The 17,644-nt window shown below is 43.8% G+C and carries 13 protein-coding genes and 4 pseudogenes; 10 read left to right on the forward strand and 7 right to left on the reverse strand.

Annotation, left to right across the window (positions count from 1 at the left end):
- Positions 1–30: 30 nt before the first annotated feature.
- A pseudogene (locus N4J56_RS15330) lies at positions 31–802 on the reverse strand (IS1 family transposase).
- 70 nt (positions 803–872) lie between these two features.
- Between N4J56_RS15330 and N4J56_RS15335 the strand changes: the two are divergent.
- Both N4J56_RS15335 and N4J56_RS15340 read left to right on the forward strand, forming a co-directional pair.
- The gene (locus tag N4J56_RS15335; protein ID WP_317107222.1) at positions 873–1,502 is read left to right on the forward strand and encodes a Uma2 family endonuclease; all 630 of its coding nucleotides are present in this window, start codon (positions 873–875) and stop codon (positions 1,500–1,502) included.
- Between the two features lie 228 nt (positions 1,503–1,730).
- Positions 1,731–2,969 (forward strand): M20 family metallopeptidase, encoded by a 1,239-nt coding sequence (locus N4J56_RS15340; RefSeq protein WP_317107223.1) that lies wholly within the window; start codon positions 1,731–1,733, stop codon positions 2,967–2,969.
- A 110-nt stretch (positions 2,970–3,079) separates the two neighbouring features.
- On the opposite strand, the gene aroH is transcribed toward N4J56_RS15340, so the two are convergent.
- Together aroH and sppA are read right to left on the reverse strand one after the other, a co-directional pair.
- The gene (aroH, locus tag N4J56_RS15345; protein WP_317107224.1) at positions 3,080–3,496 is read right to left on the reverse strand and encodes a chorismate mutase; all 417 of its coding nucleotides are present in this window, start codon (positions 3,494–3,496) and stop codon (positions 3,080–3,082) included.
- A gap of 140 nt (positions 3,497–3,636) precedes the next feature.
- The gene (gene sppA, locus N4J56_RS15350; protein WP_317107225.1) at positions 3,637–4,458 is read right to left on the reverse strand and encodes a signal peptide peptidase SppA; all 822 of its coding nucleotides are present in this window, start codon (positions 4,456–4,458) and stop codon (positions 3,637–3,639) included.
- A 160-nt stretch (positions 4,459–4,618) separates the two neighbouring features.
- On the opposite strand from sppA, the gene N4J56_RS15355 reads away from it, so the two are divergent.
- The 3 genes from N4J56_RS15355 (at position 4,619) to N4J56_RS15365 (ending at position 7,948) form a co-directional block, all read left to right on the forward strand.
- Entirely contained in the window at positions 4,619–5,710 is a 1,092-nt protein-coding gene (locus tag N4J56_RS15355; protein ID WP_317107226.1) for a DMT family transporter, read from the forward strand.
- 144 nt (positions 5,711–5,854) lie between these two features.
- Positions 5,855–6,940 (forward strand): glycosyltransferase family 4 protein, encoded by a 1,086-nt coding sequence (locus tag N4J56_RS15360; protein ID WP_317107227.1) that lies wholly within the window; start codon positions 5,855–5,857, stop codon positions 6,938–6,940.
- Between the two features lie 90 nt (positions 6,941–7,030).
- Positions 7,031–7,948, forward strand: a complete 918-nt coding sequence (locus tag N4J56_RS15365) for an LD-carboxypeptidase (protein ID WP_317107228.1) — start codon at positions 7,031–7,033, stop codon at positions 7,946–7,948.
- A gap of 114 nt (positions 7,949–8,062) precedes the next feature.
- Here the strand turns inward: N4J56_RS15365 and N4J56_RS15370 are convergent.
- Both N4J56_RS15370 and N4J56_RS15375 read right to left on the reverse strand, forming a co-directional pair.
- A pseudogene (locus tag N4J56_RS15370) lies at positions 8,063–8,754 on the reverse strand (IS1 family transposase).
- Between the two features lie 209 nt (positions 8,755–8,963).
- Complete coding sequence (locus N4J56_RS15375) at positions 8,964–10,205, reverse strand: IS701 family transposase (protein ID WP_317104652.1); 1,242 nt, start codon at positions 10,203–10,205, stop codon at positions 8,964–8,966.
- A gap of 169 nt (positions 10,206–10,374) precedes the next feature.
- Between N4J56_RS15375 and N4J56_RS15380 the strand changes: the two genes are divergently transcribed.
- Both N4J56_RS15380 and N4J56_RS15385 read left to right on the forward strand, forming a co-directional pair.
- Positions 10,375–12,531, forward strand: coding sequence for a molybdopterin oxidoreductase family protein (locus N4J56_RS15380; protein ID WP_317107229.1), 2,157 nt, complete (start codon positions 10,375–10,377; stop codon positions 12,529–12,531).
- A 277-nt stretch (positions 12,532–12,808) separates the two neighbouring features.
- Positions 12,809–14,398 (forward strand): nucleoside hydrolase, encoded by a 1,590-nt coding sequence (locus N4J56_RS15385; RefSeq protein ID WP_317107230.1) that lies wholly within the window; start codon positions 12,809–12,811, stop codon positions 14,396–14,398.
- Positions 14,399–14,577: 179 nt separating this feature from the next.
- On the opposite strand, the gene N4J56_RS15390 is transcribed toward N4J56_RS15385, so the two are convergent.
- Entirely contained in the window at positions 14,578–15,279 is a 702-nt protein-coding gene (locus N4J56_RS15390; protein ID WP_317107231.1) for a queuosine precursor transporter, read from the reverse strand.
- A 104-nt stretch (positions 15,280–15,383) separates the two neighbouring features.
- On the opposite strand from N4J56_RS15390, the gene N4J56_RS15395 reads away from it, so the two are divergent.
- The 3 genes and pseudogenes from N4J56_RS15395 to N4J56_RS41005 all read left to right on the forward strand — a co-directional run bounded on the left by N4J56_RS15395 (position 15,384) and on the right by N4J56_RS41005 (position 16,775).
- The gene (locus N4J56_RS15395; protein WP_317107232.1) at positions 15,384–16,235 is read left to right on the forward strand and encodes an alpha/beta fold hydrolase; all 852 of its coding nucleotides are present in this window, start codon (positions 15,384–15,386) and stop codon (positions 16,233–16,235) included.
- A gap of 130 nt (positions 16,236–16,365) precedes the next feature.
- A pseudogene (locus N4J56_RS15400) lies at positions 16,366–16,569 on the forward strand (type II toxin-antitoxin system HicB family antitoxin).
- Positions 16,566–16,775, forward strand: a pseudogene (locus N4J56_RS41005) (type II toxin-antitoxin system HicA family toxin). Before N4J56_RS15400 ends, N4J56_RS41005 begins: the two co-directional pseudogenes overlap by 4 nt.
- 79 nt (positions 16,776–16,854) lie before the next feature.
- Here the strand turns inward: N4J56_RS41005 and N4J56_RS15405 are convergent.
- Positions 16,855–17,523 (reverse strand): DNA-3-methyladenine glycosylase 2 family protein, encoded by a 669-nt coding sequence (locus N4J56_RS15405; RefSeq protein ID WP_317107233.1) that lies wholly within the window; start codon positions 17,521–17,523, stop codon positions 16,855–16,857.
- Between the last annotated feature and the right edge of the window lie 121 nt (positions 17,524–17,644).

The following is a 17,644-nucleotide window of genomic DNA, read 5'->3' on the forward strand; positions in this document are numbered from 1 at the left end:
TGGGTGATGTTGTCAATTTGTTGTTTGTCCCTAAATTGGTAGTCCAAACTCATAGCAATTGATGAATAGACCAATCACTAAATCGTGCATCTCCTCAGATTTGGAAAAACAAATAGTCCTACGCGCAAGTCGCTTGATTCTAGTTCTGAGTCGAAGATGTTTGCGCTCAATCCTTTGAGTCTTCCGTTTACCCACTTCATGCATTTGTGCTGGTAGATGTCTTTGGTAGGCACCCCATGCATCAGTACAGAACTTTTTGATACCAAAGGGTTCAAGTAGCCTTTTGAGTTGAAGAAACACTTCATCCTTACGCCTACCGAATACATACGCTAAGACCTGACCAGTTCGGCGGTCAATTGCATGCCATAACCATCTGGGATTAGTTTTCTTGCCTACATAACTCCACATTTCATCTAGCTCGGATTCCTCAATCCCAAGTTCTGATTCAACTTCTACTTTTTCAAATATTACCTCGACTTGCTCTGGCTGGAGTTGGCTTAATAGCTTTTGGTTAACGGGTTTGAGGTAAGCGAGTTTTTTTTAATTCCCGAATAACTGTTGAGGTGCTGATACGCAAAACCCTGGCAATATCTCTTACTCCACTCCCATTGAGTGTCATCTCCACTATTTGCTGCTTTACTTCTCGGTTCCGTCCAGGGTAAGCAGAGTTCAAGCTAAAAGTCTGATATGGGCATTCTGGTTCCAGACAACGGAAGCGTTGCTTGCCATTAGTTGATTTTCCATGCCTAACTACTTCACTACTTTGGCAATGGGGACAACGAACCGCCACTAAAACTGTCATACTAAACTAGCCTACTCCTAGATTTTGCTCCTTTACTCTTAGTCTATCCACAAATCGATAACATTACCCTATGGTGTTACTCAACGATTTACCTCAACGTCTACAAGCTGACGATCCAGAAGAAAAACGGATTGTTACGGGTGTAAGTTGGCAACAATACGAAGCCCTAATAGCCGATTTAGGCGATAATTCTGGCTATCGGGTTGCTTATTTAGATGGAGTATTAGAAATTGTGTCGCCCAGTCGCCGTCATGAAAAGGGAAAAAGTCGCATTGGTGGATTATTAGAACTTTTCTTTTTAGAAACTGATACAGAGTATTTTCCTACAGGTTCTACGACTTTTCGCAAGGAAGATAGTCAAGCAGGAGGAGAACCAGACGAAAGCTATTGTATTGGCACTGAAAAAGATTTCCCAGATATAGCTATTGAAGTAGTAGTAACCAGTGGCGGAATTAATCGATTGGAACTTTATCGGCGATTGGGTGTAAGAGAAGTTTGGTTTTGGCAAAATGAGAGTTTTTCTCTTTGTCATTTGCGTGAAGAAACACCTTCTCAGTTTAGGCATTTTGGATATGAAAGAATAGACCGAAGCGAAATATTACCAAATTTAGATATAGATTTACTAGCTGAATGTATTCTTATATCTAATCCTTTAGCCGCAGCAAAAGAATTTCGCCAACGATGCGCGATCGCAATTTAATCTAAATTGAATTCAATTTCATTTTGACTTTTGTACGGGCGGGTTTACCAACCAAATAGATGAACAAGCTTTGAATAAAATTTTTGGTCAAAACCCGCCCCTAGTTTTTAACTTCTGACTTTTTGTTGGGCGATCGCACTACTTAACTAAGATGCAGATTTCTCTGCCACACCTTAAACTGAGTATAGGCATATCTGCAATTCAGCCCCAAAATATTACTTACTCGGTATGGTTTCTACTTCCTTAAATCCTCTCACAGTCGATCGCTCTCGCATTCGCCCAGATATTCAAGCGTTGCAAGCGCAATTGGTAGAATGGCGGCGGCGGTTGCATCAACGTCCAGAACTGGGATTTAAGGAACGTATTACATCTGAATTTATTGCTCAGAAGTTGCAAGAATGGGGCATAGAACATCAAACAGCGATAGCCAAAACAGGAATTGTCGCAACTATTCAGGGAAAAAAACACCCGACTCCCACTCTCCCACTCCCGACTCCCCCAGTTCTAGCCATTCGCGCCGATATGGATGCCTTACCCATCCAAGAACAAAACGACGTGCCTTATAAGTCGCAACATGATGGTGTAATGCACGCTTGCGGACATGACGGACATACCGCGATCGCACTAGGGACAGCATACTATCTTTCTCAGCACCAAGAAGATTTTGCGGGTACTGTAAAAATTATCTTTCAACCAGCAGAAGAGGGACCAGGTGGCGCAAAACCAATGATTGAAGCGGGAGTTTTAAAAAATCCCGATGTGGATGCAATTATCGGTTTGCATCTATGGAATAACTTACCTTTGGGTACGGTTGGAGTGCGTAGCGGCGCGCTAATGGCTGCGGTAGAACTATTCGATCTCAAAATTAAGGGTAAAGGCGGACATGGTGCAATGCCGCATCAAACAGTAGATACAATTGTCGTCGCCAGTCAAGTTGTGAATGCTTTACAAACTATTGTGGCGCGAAATGTCGATCCAATTGATTCTGCTGTCGTCACAGTAGGAGAATTTCATGCTGGTTCTGCCCATAACGTAATTGCAGATTCAGCTAAATTAGGAGGTACGATTCGCTATTTTAATCCTAAATATGATGGCTATTTTGGTCAACGATTTGAACAAATTGTTGCAGGTGTTTGCCAAAGTCAAGGTGCGACATATGAGTTAGATTACTGGCAATTGTATCCGCCTGTCATCAATAATTCAGAAATAGCGGATTTGGTGCGATCGCAGGCTGAGAAAGTTGTAGAAACGCCCCTTGGAATCGTGCCGGAGTGTCAGACAATGGGTGGCGAAGATATGTCATTTTTCCTACAGGAAGTTCCAGGGTGTTACTTCTTTTTAGGTGCCGCTAATCTCAGCAGAAACTTAGCTTATCCTCACCATCATCCTCGATTTGATTTTGATGAAACTGCTTTGGGTATGGGAGTAGAAATCTTTATACGTTGCGTGGAAAAATTTTGCAGTTGAAAGTTAAGCAAGTCAAAAGTTAAAAGTCGAAAGTCAAAAAGGGAAAATATATTTCTAGTAAGGCTTTTGAATGCTGCCTATTTGCTAATTAAATGTGGAACGAGTTACTATCACCTTAAATGAGTTTGGACTGATTCTGGTTGTACGAGTCGTTGGGGAGAACTCCAATCGGGGCGTAAATTCTTTGCTTTGCGTAAATAAGGATGCCAAACCTGGACTTGGTTAGCAGGAAGGTTAGCGTGGATTAAACAGCGGATGCAACGTTCTAAACTACCTTCTACATGCATCTGCTGTACGTCAAGCATGGCTACACAGTCCCAGAAAGGGCGCTTGCGGGCGATCGCAGCGGGAAAAATGGCATCGAGATCGCGAGTGACAGTAAAAGTGACGCTCACAATTTGAGTCGGATCTAGCTGATTCTTCATCTCCAGCTCGTCTAACATTTCTGTCACGGCTTCGTCAATTGCCTGCACCGTATTTTCTGTAACGGTTGTTGCCCCACGAATTGCTTTTAATCGCCACTCCACGCTCAATTCCTCCTTAAATTAAATTAACCAAATAGTTTTTTGTGTTGATGAGTGGCTAGTGGTTGGTGGCTAGATTCTTGTTCCGATCTAGTCACTAGTCGCTAGCCACTAGGATCTAGAATCAGCCAAAATCATCTCAATTACGGACGATATAGCCACAAAGGTAAGCCGCTGGTAGATAGCTCAAACTCTAACCAATCTACCCCAGTTGATAAACCAGATGCTACCGTAGACTCCCTCGAAAGTAATCGCTGCAATGGGGGCTTGCGTTCTTCTAGAGTGAAACACTTGGTTTTTTCGGGATCGAGTCCGACTAACTCTGCTGCCCAACGACGGGTATCTTCTTCTGTTCCCAACCGATCCACAACGCCTAACTCTAAGGCTTGCTGTCCGGTGAAAATGCGTCCGTCTGCAAAGCTTCTCACAGCTTCCTCTGTCAGATTTCGCCCTTCAGCCACAGATTGAACGAATTGCCGATAGCTGGTATCGATCAATTCTTGCAAAATATGTTGTTCTGGTTCTGTCAATTCGCGATCGAAAGCCAAAATATCTTTGTAGGGACCGGATTTGATCGTTTTGAACGAAACACCAATCTTATCTAGCAAGCGTTCTAGGTTGTTACCCCGCAGAATTACCCCAATACTACCCGTAATCGTACCTGGGTTTGCCACAATATGACTGGCTCCCATGCCAATATAGACACCGCCAGAAGCAGAGATATTACCAAAACTAGCAACAATTTTGATTTTTTCTCGCAGTCGTTTTAAAGCACTATAGATTTCCTGAGAGTCTCCTACCGTACCGCCAGGGCTATCAATGCGGAGTAGTAAGGCGGGAAAGCGTCTTTCTTCTACAGTTTTGAGGGCTTCTAGAACTCTTTTGCGCGTCGCACTCGCGATCGCCCCAGTAATTTCTAGCCGTGCAATTTGTTTGCGAAAAGGGGTTTTAAACAGCCGTAGCATGTACAGTTATATACCAGACGTAACTCAATTTAGACTTTAAGCATAGAACATTTTTTCTGTGTAGATTTCTGTTACAGTGTATGGCGATCGCTTCACAAAAATACATAATCGATTAAGATCGGAGAAATGTCATCTTCTCATCCCAGCCGTCAGCCATCCCATGCATCTGAAACTGACTGAATCAAGATTACCCTTTGCCGCCGTGCTATTAATCGCACCCTTTTTCCTCTGGGGAACAGCAATGGTAGCGATGAAAGGCGTTATTCCCCATACAACACCTTTATTCATGGCAGGAGTAAGGCTGTTGCCTGCTGGCATATTAGTATTAGGTGCAGCAATGGCGATGGGTAGACCTCAGCCTAAAGGATGGGCGGCGTGGTTGTGGATTAGTCTATTTGCCTTAATTGATGGATCGCTGTTTCAAGGCTTTTTGGCAGAAGGTTTAGTCAGAACTGGGGCGGGCTTAGGATCGGTCATGATTGATTCCCAGCCCCTAGCTGTGGCTTTAATGTCGAGTTGGTTATTTGGCGAACGAATCGGTTTATGGGGATGGCTGGGATTGATGTTTGGCGTACTGGGGATTAGTTTAATTGGCTTACCAGACAATCTAATTCTCAACTTATTTTCTGGTATTACCCCTATACGGGCGGGTTTACCAAACATAGCGGTTTTGCAACACATATTTCAGGTAAACCCGCCCCTACAATCCCTCTTCCAAAGCGGCGAATGGTTGATGTTACTCGCAGCCCTATCAATGGCTGTCGGTACGGTAGCTATTCGTTATGTTTGTCGTCACGCCGATCCGGTGTCAGCAACGGGATGGCATATGATTATTGGTGGAATTCCCTTATTTGCTCTTTCTGCGGGGTTAGAGGCTGGGCAATGGGCAGATATTAGTTTATCTGGGTGGATATCGCTAAGTTATGCCACGATTTTTGGTAGTGCGATCGCCTATGGGTTATTCTTCTACTTCGCCTCTAGCGGTAACCTTACCAGTCTTAGCGCCCTTACCTTTCTCACACCTGTATTTGCCCTCTTATTTGGTAGCTTAATTCTCTCCGAAGTTCTCAGCCCTATCCAGTGGACGGGCGTTTCTCTCACCTTAGTTAGTATTTATCTCGTCAATCAGCGAGAGAAATTAGAACAATTGTTTCAGAAATCTACAGCCAAAGAGTCACATCTATCCGAATCGGAAAAAGTTTTGGAAACAGCAAAGTCCGTACCTGTTCCTATGAAAGAATCAGAGTTGTGAAAGTCAAAAGTTAAAAGTCAAAAGCTAAAAGTCAACAGTTAAAAGTCAACAGTTAAAACTGAGGAGTCAGGAGTCAGAAGGATGTAGAGACAATCTCTGCCATGCGCTATTCACTCATGACCAACTACCAACTACCAACTACCATTGAAACTATTATTTATCTCTACTTCCGTGGGACCCCTCGGCACAGGATTGGGGGGTGGAGTAGAATTAAGCCTGTACAATATCGCTCAAGAAATGATAAAGCGGGGGCATACGCTGCAAATTCTTGCCCCCCAAGGGTCGAAACTTGAGTCGTCAAATCTTGGGATAATGCCTATTGTAGAAATTCCTGGTAATTTACAAGTTATTGCCCAGAACCAGGAAAGAAATGCACCCATTACTATGCCGGAAAATTCTGTCTTGGCGAATATGTGTGAATATGCAAGACAAGTACAGAATGAGTACGATTTAATTGTCAATTTTGCTTACGATTGGTTGCCATTTTATCTCACCCCATTTTTTAAAACTCCTATTGCCCATTTTGTGAGCATGGGTTCAATTTATGCTGCGATGGATGAAATTGTGGCACAAGTTGAAGAGCAATTTCCAGGGACGATTGGTTTCTACACTCCCTCCCAAGGAGCAACATTTTCTTTTGTAGAAACTAGTGATAGGTCTATATATTATCTTAGTAGTGGCATAGATTTATCCTTATATGAGTTCTGTTCTCATCCTCAAAACAAATTAGCTTGGTTAGCGAGGATTGCTCCTGAAAAAGGCTTAGAAGATGCGATCGCGGCAGCTCAAATTGCTAAAATTCCCTTAAAAGTCATGGGAAAAATCCAAGATGAAGATTATTGGCAGCAAATTTGTCAAACTTATCCTGGCACAACTTTTGAATATTTAGGATTTCTTTCGACAGCAAAAATGCAGCAAGAATTGCGTCAGTGTCGGGCAATGTTAATGACTCCTCGCTGGGTAGAAGCATTCGGCAACGTAGCGATTGAAGCTTTAGCTTGCGGCGTACCAGTCATATCATATCGCCGTGGAGGACCAGCAGAAATTATTCAAGATGGTAAGACGGGGTTTTTAGTCGCACCAGATAGCGTAGATGGATTGGTAGAGGCGATCGCGCGTTTGGATGAAATTAATCGCTATACCTGTCGTCAACAAGCCGAAGCTGAATTTTCTTTAGAGGCGTTAGGCGATCGGTTTGAGGCGTGGTTTAGGGATATTTTGCAGTTATAATTCTTCCCATTAAATCTGTATTAGCTATTTGCATAATCGTATACCTCCCAAGTATATTTTACGCTAACTACAGTTTCGTTATATGCAGCAATGCCTATTTGCCAACCGCCGCCACCACTCAAACCAGGAGATTTATTAAAAGTAATTGCCCCTAGTGGTGCTTTACGAGAAATGGCAGCATTTGACAAGGGGATTGAAATATGGCGATCGCGCGGTTATCAAGTTAAAGTTAGTCCTACAATCGACGATACTTTTGGATATTTAGCCGGAACCGATGCTAGCCGTCGCCAACAACTCCTCGATGCATGGCAAGATCCTGAATGTCGCGGTATCCTCTGCGCTAGGGGTGGCTACGGTGGGATGAGGATTTTGGAAGATTGGACGTGGATGGTTGGTAGGGGCGCACGGCTGTGCGCCCCTACATTCTTACCAAAATGGTTAATCGGTTTTTCCGACATTACTGCCTTACTCTGGAGTCTAAGCCAAGTCGGAATTTCAGGGGTTCATGCACCTGTATTGACGACGCTAGCTGGAGAACCAGATTGGTCTAGACAAAGATTGTTTGATTGGGTAGAAGGTCGTCCCCTACCTCCTCTCCAGGGTACGGGTTGGGGTGGCGGTGTGGTGACGGGTGTGTTGCTACCAGCAAATCTGACTGTTGCGACTCATCTCCTGGGTACGTCAATTCAACCGAATTTTGACGGTGTTATTCTTGCCTTAGAAGATGTTACCGAAGCACCGTATCGAATCGATCGCCTCTTAACACAATGGCGTTTGAGTGGTGCATTTACTAAGGTTAAAGGTATTGCTTTAGGACGTTTTAGTCGCTGCGAACCACCAGCTAATATTTCTAGTTTAACTATAGAAGAAGTATTGCGCGATCGCCTGAGCGATCTAAATCTTCCCATAGTTTCCAATCTACCTTTCGGTCACGATGGTTGCAACGCTGCATTACCTGTGGGTATCCCCGCAACTCTAGATGCAGATAAGGGTCAGTTGTCAGTATAGAGTGGTGCGTGGTGCGTGAAAATACCTCTCGCCATCTACCAATTACCAACTACCAATTACCAACTACCAATTACCAATTTCAAATTTGTTGGCGTTGCTGAATAGAGATATGAACTATTGAGGAACTGGAACATTCCAGAATTTGAGATAGTGCAGTAACAATCGAATTGAATATTTCAGCATTTCTTCTGATTTGGAGTAGCACAGTGTCTTTCGATGCAGCCGAGCCAGATAGTGCCTCAGTCTTGTATTTTCGGACTCAACTCTGGTCATATAAGTCTTACTGACAATTTGATCGCCGTCTGGAATAAAACCTGGATAAACACTCCAACCATCCGTAACATAAAAGTAGCACCGCCATTGGGCAACGATCGCCCATAGCGGGGCAAAGGTTTCAGCACTATGGTCGCCCAACGCCCAACCTAAAATCCCTGAAGTGAAGTGATCTACTGCTGTCCACAGCCAGATTTTGTTTTTTTTGCACCGACGAAGGTTTCTAGTTCATCTAGTTCACCGACTTGGGGGACTGTTTCTGGGGCATCAGCATCAGGCAGATTGTTACCTACTTGCTTGAGCCAGTGAATGATTGTCGTATGATGAACACCTTTAACTCGTTCAATTCCTCGAAAACCGATGCCATTCACATACATTTTCAAGCATTCCCGTTTGACTTCATCGCTGTAACCTCTGCATGTTTCATAGTGTTCAATGAATTGTCGCCCACAATCAACACAAATGTGGTTCTGTTTACCTCGCTTGATGCCATTCTTCCGAATATGAGTTGATTGGCACTCTGGACATTGCATCGCAACTTACCTCAATTCATACCTTTATTATGCAATGCCTCAATATTACAGTTGTAGATAAATAGAAGAATGAATTCGCTTTTGGTAATGGTAGTAACGAGCAGTAGCTTGATGAGATCTGCGCCAATAAGACCAACGCAAAACGTGTTCAAGACACCAGAATGTGGGAAACAAGAATCGAGATACCCACCGCTTCATCTCCCAGATACTTAGTCGGACAATAAACCTCGTGCCGCTTTGAACGCAGTTAGACTGCCAGTTGTTACTAGAGGTAAAGGGGGGGTAGAGGAGTGAATAGCAGGCTCACAAGAGTGTCGTAAGACGGTGAGAAATATTTGAGCAGCCAGGACGAGGGTGATGTGTCGATGCCAACCATGCCAGGAACGAACTTCGTACTCTCCTAAACCTAGCTGGTCTTTAGCAAATTTAAAGCACTCCTCAATCCGCCACCTTTGCCCGGCGATTTGAACCATCGTTTCTAGGGTAGTATCGCTCTTAGCAAATACTTGATAGTAGCTGACGCGAGGATCTTCAGGGTGTTCTAGAGAGCGGCGGAACAATAACCAACGTTGAAAACCATCTGATCTGTCACAATTAACTGGCACTTTCGCCCAGTCATAGTATCTTTCTCCCTTACTGCCAGCTCCACAGCTAAGACGTTGCCACAGCTGGCTGTCCGGCTGAGGTAACAGTTCTTGGGCTTGATAACGTTGCCAGCCAATAACTACAGGCTGCTTCTTGCTGACCGTGAGTATATACGGTTGTTTAGCAGTCTTTTCCAGCCACCACCACAATGAACCATCGTTGCCATAAACCTCATCAGCAACAAACCAGGCGGGACGTATTCCGTCTTTAAAAGCTGATTCCAACATCTGTTGTGCTAGTTGAGGTTTAGTCGCAAATGTGATTGATTTTGGAACTGCTCCCTTCTTACGTTTGCTTTGATCTTCACTCCATGTGCGCGGTAGATACAAACGGCGATCGATCAACGTATGTCCTTTGTCGCTAATGTAGGACATGAACACACCTACCTGGCAATTCTCCAAATGTCCAGTTGTGCCATAATACTGCACCTGTACGCCTACTGACTGCTCTCCTTGCTTCAGAAAACCTGTTTCATCAATTGCCAAAATATCTGTTTCACTCTTCAAATGCTCCACTGCATACTTTCTAATTTCTGCACACACTGCGTCCGCGTTCCACTGCGCCCGTCCTAGTAAATGTTGGAAGCGATAGGGATTGCTATACCCTACCTGTTCTGCCATTTGCCATCCATTCTTCCGCTCAACTGGGCTTAGTAGTGCCTGGATATAGTCATACGCTGCAAGACGTGCTTCAGAACGAGCGAAGTGCTTTCCCAGTTTTTGCTGAAACGCTTTCAATCTACTGCTCCATTGGGAGAGCGCTTCTAATGCAACACCTGTTAAAAACACGTTGGATGTATCAAGCATTGCTAAACTGTATTTCCTTACAAATCTAGTTTAGCTTATCTACAACTGTAATAGGTTGTTAAGGATTCATGAGACAAGCAAATAACTGTAAATTTGCTTACACATAACGCAACAGAATTACTGATTCGATCTGGAGATATTAAACATTCGCTCTAGCAGAGATAGATCTATGGTCAGTACTGCCAGTGAGAAGTCAGCCAATGAGAAGTCAGCCAATGAGAAGTCGGTAGTCTTTGGTGCTTGTCCCCATGATTGCCCCGATACTTGCGCGATGTTAGTTACCGTTGAAAACGGTCGCGCTACTAAGGTAGAAGGCAATCCAGACCATCCCTTTACCCGTGGTACGCTCTGCGGCAAAGTGAGCGATTATTTAGATCGAGTTTATAGTAGCGATCGCATTCTCTATCCGATGCGGCGTGTCGGCGCGAAAGGTAGCAAACAGTTCGAGCGCATTTCCTGGGATGATGCTTTAGATGAGATTGCTAGCCGCTTCCAGCAAATTATCAGCGAATATGGGGCTGAGGCAATTATGCCTTGCAGCTATCTCGGTCATGAAGGGCTGCTGAATGGCTTGACTGTAGGCGATGCTTTCTTCAATCGCCTGGGTGCAACGATTAGCGAACGTACCTTTTGCGCCTCCTGCACTAGTACCGCTTACATGATGACTTGCGGACTGACTCACGGTACTGACCCCGATACGTTCAAGCATTCTAAATACATCATTCTCTGGGGGTGCAACGCTCTCAGTACCAACGTACATTTATGGTCTTTTATCCAAGAGGCACGCAAAAACGGAGCAAAATTAGTTTCAATTGACCCAGTACGCACTCGCACTGCAAACCAGTCTGACTGGCATATTCCCTTACGTCCAGGCACGGACGGGGCGCTGGCTTTGGGAATGATGCACGTTATTATTAGCGAAAATCTAGTCGATGCCGAGTATGTGGAAAAGTATACGCTTGGCTATGCCGAACTGAAAGAGCGAGTCGCGCAGTATCCTCCAGAGAAAGTTGCCCAAATCACGGGTATTCCCGGGTCAGATATCTTGACACTAGCAAGAGAGTATGCATCTAACCAACCATCTGTAATTCGTCTGGGAGTGGCGCTAGAAAAACAGGCGGGTGGCGGTCAGGGAGTGAGAGCTATTTGCTGTTTGCCTGCCCTAGTCGGTGCGTGGCGACATTTGGGCGGCGGATTGCTGCAAGCTCCGATGTGGCCCTTCCCCATTCGTTGGGATGTGGTGCATCGTCCTGAATTTATTCAGCCTGGGACGCGATTAATTAACTTGTGGCAATTGGGAGCAGCACTGACGGGAGAAATGAGTCTCGACCCACCGATTCAGGCTCTATTTGTTTATAATTGCAATCCCGTCACGCAATCGGCGGAACAAGACAAGATTGTGGCTGGTTTGGCGCGAGAAGATTTATTTACGGTAGTCAGCGAACATTTTATGACTGATACTGCCGACTACGCCGATATTCTTCTACCTGCAACGACTCAAGTTGAAAATTTAGATTTGATGTTTTCCTGGGGTCATACTTATGTAACATTAAACCACCCCGCGATCGCGCCTTTGGGTGAAGCCGTGCCCAACACTGAATTATTCCGCCGTTTGGCTGCGCGGATGGGTTTTGAGGAAGAATGCTTCAAATTAACCGACGAACAACTGGCGATGGAAGTCCTCGACTGGTCAGCACCCGTCATGCAAGACATGAGTATGGAGTCGCTGCAACAGCAAGGGTATGGCAAGTTAAAGGTCGATCTCGTTCCTCATGCCCAAGGCAATTTTCCCACACCGTCAGGTAAATGCGAGTTTCTCTCTACCGCAAAAGTAGATAGCAACTTTGTCCTGCCAGCATTCCGTCAAGGATATGCAGAATATCAACCAGGAGAACCAATCGATCCCCTGCCTACCTACACGCCACAACGGGAATCAGCATCGAGTAACCCCGAACTAGCAAAGCGGTATCCTCTGAATCTCCTCTCGGCAAAACCCCACCAATTCATCAACTCTTGTTTTGCCAATTTACCCAAGCACGCAAAACTACAAGGCGAACCAAGAGTGATTATTCATCCCGATGATGCAGCTAAACGGAGTATAGTTGACGGTCAAGTGGTGAAGGTATTTAACGATCGCGGTTCTTTTCAAGTTCCTGCCATTGTCAGCGATATGACTCGTTCTGGGGTGGCGATCGCACCTTTAGGGTATTGGCGTAAACTCAGCCTTGCCAATAATACCATCAATGCTGCTACCTCGTCTGCGTTTGCAGATATGGGTCACGCCGCCGCTGTTGGTGATGCTTTAGTTGAGGTCATAGCACTCTAGTAAGGCGCAAAGGATTTGGTTTTAATGCATTTCGGGCGCTTGAGTTCAATTCTTCGCAGATCCCCCCTAGCCCCCCTTACAAAGGGGGAAACAAAGCCCTGCTTCACATCCAGAGAACAAAGTCCTGCTTCACATTCAGAGAACAAAGCCCCCCTTTTTAAGGGGGGTTGGGGGGATCTTCCGTGGCGTAGTCTTAAAGCAAGAGTATAAGTAAAAATCGATACCAAGAAAAACCTACAATCGTGCTAGCTTGTCTCCATTTGCAGACAAGTGAATTATGTTGCATTTACACCTAAAAAAACTCGTTTCTGGATTAGCGATCGCAGCTATTTCTGCTACTTTTTGCTTGCCAAATTCTGCCCTTGCTAGCGATCGTCCAATTCGAGTCATTTTCGATCACGATGGGGCATTTGAAGACTACTATGCCATTTTAACTTTAGCCCTTGCTTCTCAGCAGAAATCTCCGCCAGTCAAACTGATTGGAATCACCACGATGGCACACGGAGAATCTTATTGTAATAATTCTGAAGGTTATCCAGAATTAAAACGAGAGCTGCTAGGTGATTTTAGTCCTGAAGCAGGATCGATTGACGGACTGACACAAAAAGTTTTAGCGATCGCTCAATATCGCGATGCAAAAATATATTCTGGTTGTGATGAAAGTACGACAACTATCGACGTACCGAACGAAGCTGATGATTTTGGTAAACCCGTCTCTGGAACTGAGTTTACTCCAGTACGAGTTCAGTTACCATTTGCAGGTAAACCAGCTTTAGAACCTTGCCTATTCCATCAAGAATTCATGTCGTCTCCCCGCGATTTTGTCTGCTGGAACGAGTTTAATCGAACATTTCGCGATGAAACTTTAAGGTATATTCTGCCGCAAGCTCAAGCAGCTTTAGAGCAATTTCAATTACGAGAAGTCGATCTGATCGATCCGAAAAAGAAAGCGGCTAACTACTTGGCAACTTCTATCTGTGAAGCATATAAAAAAGACGATCCGCTGACAATTGCTACTGTTGGACCCGTTACTAACTTAGCGAGAGCCTATTCTTATATAGAAGAAAATCCTCGTAAGTACGGCTGTCCTAAGAAAATCAAACTTGCCGATTTAAGTTCCGTTGTTTCTACTATTCATATGGGGGGTGTTTTGGATGAAAATAAGGCTGATAATTTTGATGCTAATGGTAACTACCGTTTAAACGAACCATTCCCAGTTTGGACGGAAGGTAACATTTACTATCAAGATGGAGAACATGTTTTTGGCTCGCACCATTTACCATTTCCAGGGACGAATTTTGAAAATATTCAAACTGGCGAACACAAAAAAGCGTTCAATTCCCTGAATAATGCCGAAGTCAATTTTTGGATTGATGCGCCTGCGGTAGATAAAGTCCTCAATTCAGGAATTCCGGCGGATATCGTACCGTTAAATGCCACAAATTTCGCTCGCTTGCAGGGATTCGCCCAACGCATTCCAGATAATCCTTCTCAGTGTAATACTGCCCCCGCACAATATATCAAAAACGTGCAATTTGCTAATTCGCCTGCCCCTGGCGTGTTCGTTTTTGATACGTTATTTTTCTGGGATACTTTAACTGTAGCCAGTCTGTGGAATGATTTTCTAAATTTTGAAGATTTCGCCGATTTAGAAATAACAACATTGACGAACGGAGATCCGAGTACGGTAACGGGACAATTACCAGAAGCAGAACTTTTTCGACGGGATATTGGCAATCTTTTTGCCTTGGGAAGAGTTAAGAATCCCGTGCGGTTGAGTTTATTGGTGAAGCCTGCTGCTGGCGATCCTGATTTTAAGACGACGATTCAAGATTTTGTCTTTGGTTTGGTTTGTACTAGCGAATAGAAGGTAGAAAGCGGATCTTGCACCAGGCGACTGCAAGTCGCAGCTACACAGAAGCGGGCGGTTGGGCAACGGGTTGCCCAACATTAGCCGCGTACAAAACCCGAATGGTGCGCGAGTTTCAAATCGTTGATTTTTCATGAGTCCGCGCAGGCGGACTTTGTTTGTATAGCCTCAGAATTCTATTCTGAGGGCTTGGTGTAAGATGTAAGTTTGGAAAAACGAAACGGATTAAAGTTCGTATTAGTATCGTAGTAATCTTCTTGTTCTTGACGCTTTAACCAATTAGTAATCCAATAAGTCATAGGTGTAAATAAAATCTCAATTCCGCATTTGAATAAATAATTGGATGCGATTAGTACCCATATTATACTACTGGGAACAATTCCAAGAAAAGCAATTAGAATAAATATTGCCGTATCCAAAACTTGCCCTACTAAAGTTGAGCCAATCGTGCGAGTCCACAGCCACTTACCGCGAGTTAATATTTTCAGTTTTGCCAAAATAAAAGAATTAGAAAACTCTCCTATCCAGTAAGCTATTAAACTTGCAGCAACAATTCTCGGAGTAGAGCCTAAAATTTGATGATACGCCTCTTGATATTTCCAATCTGCTGCTGGAGGTAACGCGCCAACAAGACTAAAAGTTACAGCCATTAAAAAAGCACAGAAAAACCCCAACCAAATAACCTTTCTAGAACGAGAGTATCCGTAAACTTCAGTTAAGATATCGCCAAAAATATAACTGAGTGGAAAAATTAGCGTTCCGCCATCAAAGGTAAACCATCCTAAGCTAACGATTTTGGTTGAGGTAATATTTGAGATTAGTAAAACAGTGACAAATAAAGTTGCGATCGCGTCTAGATGTTTATAAGATTTAGACATTCGGAATGAGGGAGTAAGGAGTAGGGAGTAGGGAGTAGGGGAATCATTATGAATCCTGTCTCCTCAGTTTTGACTTCTAACTTTTGACTTTTGACTTTTGAATTATGAATCAGACGCAAGTACCAGTAGATCGATACGTTAAAGTTGGTTCTATTAATACTCGTTATTGGATGATGGGAAGAGGAAATCCCATTATTTTGTTACATGGGGGTCAAGGTTCGGTAGAGTTTTGGTTGTATAACATTGGTACTCTAGCAAAATCTAACTGCGTCTACGCACTCGATATGGTGGGTTCTGGACGTTCGGATAAGCCTCAAGCTTTCTATTCTCTCACCTACCAGGCTCAGTTTATTAAAGATTTCATGGATACCCTCAGTATTGAATCTGCGACTTTGATTGGCAGTTCTATGGGTGGTGGTGCAGCTTTACAGTTAGCTTTGCTATTTCCCCAACTAGTAAATAAATTGGTGTTGGTGGATAGTATGGGGTTTGGTAGGGAAATTGCTTTTGGTATTCGCTTGACAACTTTACCCTTACTTATTAGATTACTGCGTCCGTCGCGCCGCCTGCTGGCTCCGATGTTGAAAAATAATTTTTACGATCCGCAAAGCATTCCTTCCGAGTGGATAGAATTGCGCTATCCTATCTTTGCTCTACCTGGAAGAAAACCCGCACTGATGGCAATGGTTAAAACAAATTTTCACTTGTTAGGAGTGCGATCGCAAGTATTTCGTCCAATTCTCAGTCAACTCGCCACCATTACCGCACCAACTTTAGTGATTTGGGGTAAACAAGACAGAATTATACCAGTAGCTCATGCCTATATTGCAGCCAAAACTATACCAAACGCCCGTCTTCACATTTTCGATCGCTGCGGACACCATCCTCATTTAGAATCTCCAGAGAAGTTCAATAATTTAGTGTTGGAGTTTTTGGCATTTCCTTCAAGACAGTAAGTGGAAGTACAAATATTTGTTTATCTGAAAAAATTACCCAAATATATTTTCTATTACTTAGAATCTCTAACACTTGCTTTTACATTTGAGCAAAGGTAGATCGGACTGTTAGTATATTCTCCAGCAAGCCATTGACACTAAAGCGATCGTTCACACAGCATAAGAGGGAGGCTATTGGGCAGAGGTTCCAGCACTCCCAGGTTGCATTACTGAAGGGGAAACAATAGAAGAAGTAATGACTAATTTGAAGGATGCTATTGAAGGTTGGCTTGAGGTTGCTAACGAAAGCCATTCTAATGCATCAACAGATCGGGTTGTAGAAATTGCTGTATGACATCTATTTCTGGTAAGAGACTATGCAAGATCGTGGAGAGAAAAGGCAGGGTTTTACAGAAAATTAAAGGTAGTCATCACATATATGCAAAATTAGGAGCTAATCAAATATTATAAATTCCCGTTCATAGCGATCGCGATTTGAAAGTTGGAACTCTCAGAGCGTTGATGAAAATAGCTCAATTGTCTGAAGAAGATTTACAATAATCTAAAAACTATTTTTGTAAACAATTGGTCGCCTAAAACCCAAATACCTATATTTTTGTCATCTGTCATTTGTCATTTGTCATTGATTGCTGGTGACTACGCTGCTTTCTTTCCCGACTCCCGACTCCCGACTCCCGACTCCCTGTTCCAGACTGCGCCAAAGATACCAGGATGCGATCGTACAATAAGGTTTCCATAGCTGACCCATTTGTTCTACAGTTTTGCGATGAGGTAGCTCTGCCAAATTGTATACTTTTCGTACGCCAGCTCGAATACCTAAGTCATCTATGGGTAAAACGTCCCAGCGATGCAATCGAAAAATTAATAACATCTGCACCGTCCAACGTCCAATTCCTTTGACTTGGGTAAGAGTTTGAATAATTGTTTCACCGTCCATTAATTCCAACTCAGCGATGGTAGGTAATCCATTTATCGCCTTTGCTGCTAAATCTTTCAGATAAATAATTTTGGGACGAGAAATACCCACTCCCCGCAAAACTTCATCTGGAGTGTTGAGGATATCTAAGGCTGAGGGAGGTTGCGCGGGAGAAATCTTCAAAAACCGCTGATGAATCGCAGTTGCAGATTTAGTTGAAAGTTGTTGATGGATAATGGCTTTGGAGAGGGAGAAAAATAAATCTCCCGTTTGCTGGACTCGATCGAGGCGACAAGCACCAACTCTTTGAATTAGGGTAGCAAGGATAGGATCGGATTTTGTAAGTGCCGCGATCGCAACTGAATAATCCATTCTTGACCCTCAGAGCTTGCCATCTTAACATTGTATTTCTTGCCTGAGTTTTGCGATCGTGCATTTAACCGAAATGACCTCCTTAACAGGGGCAGCTAATGCTTTAGACTAAATCTGAGAT

It is taken from the genome of Chroococcidiopsis sp. SAG 2025, assembly GCF_032860985.1.
GTDB lineage: Bacteria > Cyanobacteriota > Cyanobacteriia > Cyanobacteriales > Chroococcidiopsidaceae > Chroococcidiopsis.